Raw genomic sequence first — 218 nt, 5'->3', positions numbered from 1 at the left:
CGATAGAGCCAGGGGCTGAAGGCGAAGCTGTCCTTGCGATTACGCTTTGGCGGGATATTCGCCCAGGCCTTGCGGTTTGATACAAATTCCCGCAGTGCATTGCTGTCATAAGCCCGATCGGCAAGAAAGATCGCTCCTTCCCGAAGGTCTGAGAGCAAAGCTTCGGCAGGCTGTCCGTCATGCGCCTGTCCCGGCGTCAGGCACAGTTTGACCGGCAG

1 protein-coding gene is annotated in these 218 nt (G+C 58.3%); it reads right to left on the bottom strand.

Going from position 1 to position 218, the window contains the following annotated elements; translation table 11 throughout:
• Nucleotides 1-218, bottom strand: a 218-nt coding sequence (locus tag AQ1_RS12545) for a transposase (RefSeq protein ID WP_161760611.1), incomplete at both ends; no start/stop codon positions are given.

The organism is Iodidimonas nitroreducens (genome assembly GCA_000710935.1).
GTDB classification, from domain to species: Bacteria; Pseudomonadota; Alphaproteobacteria; order Sphingomonadales; family Rhodothalassiaceae; genus Iodidimonas; species Iodidimonas nitroreducens.
This window is presented reverse-complemented; position numbering and strand designations above follow the sequence as displayed.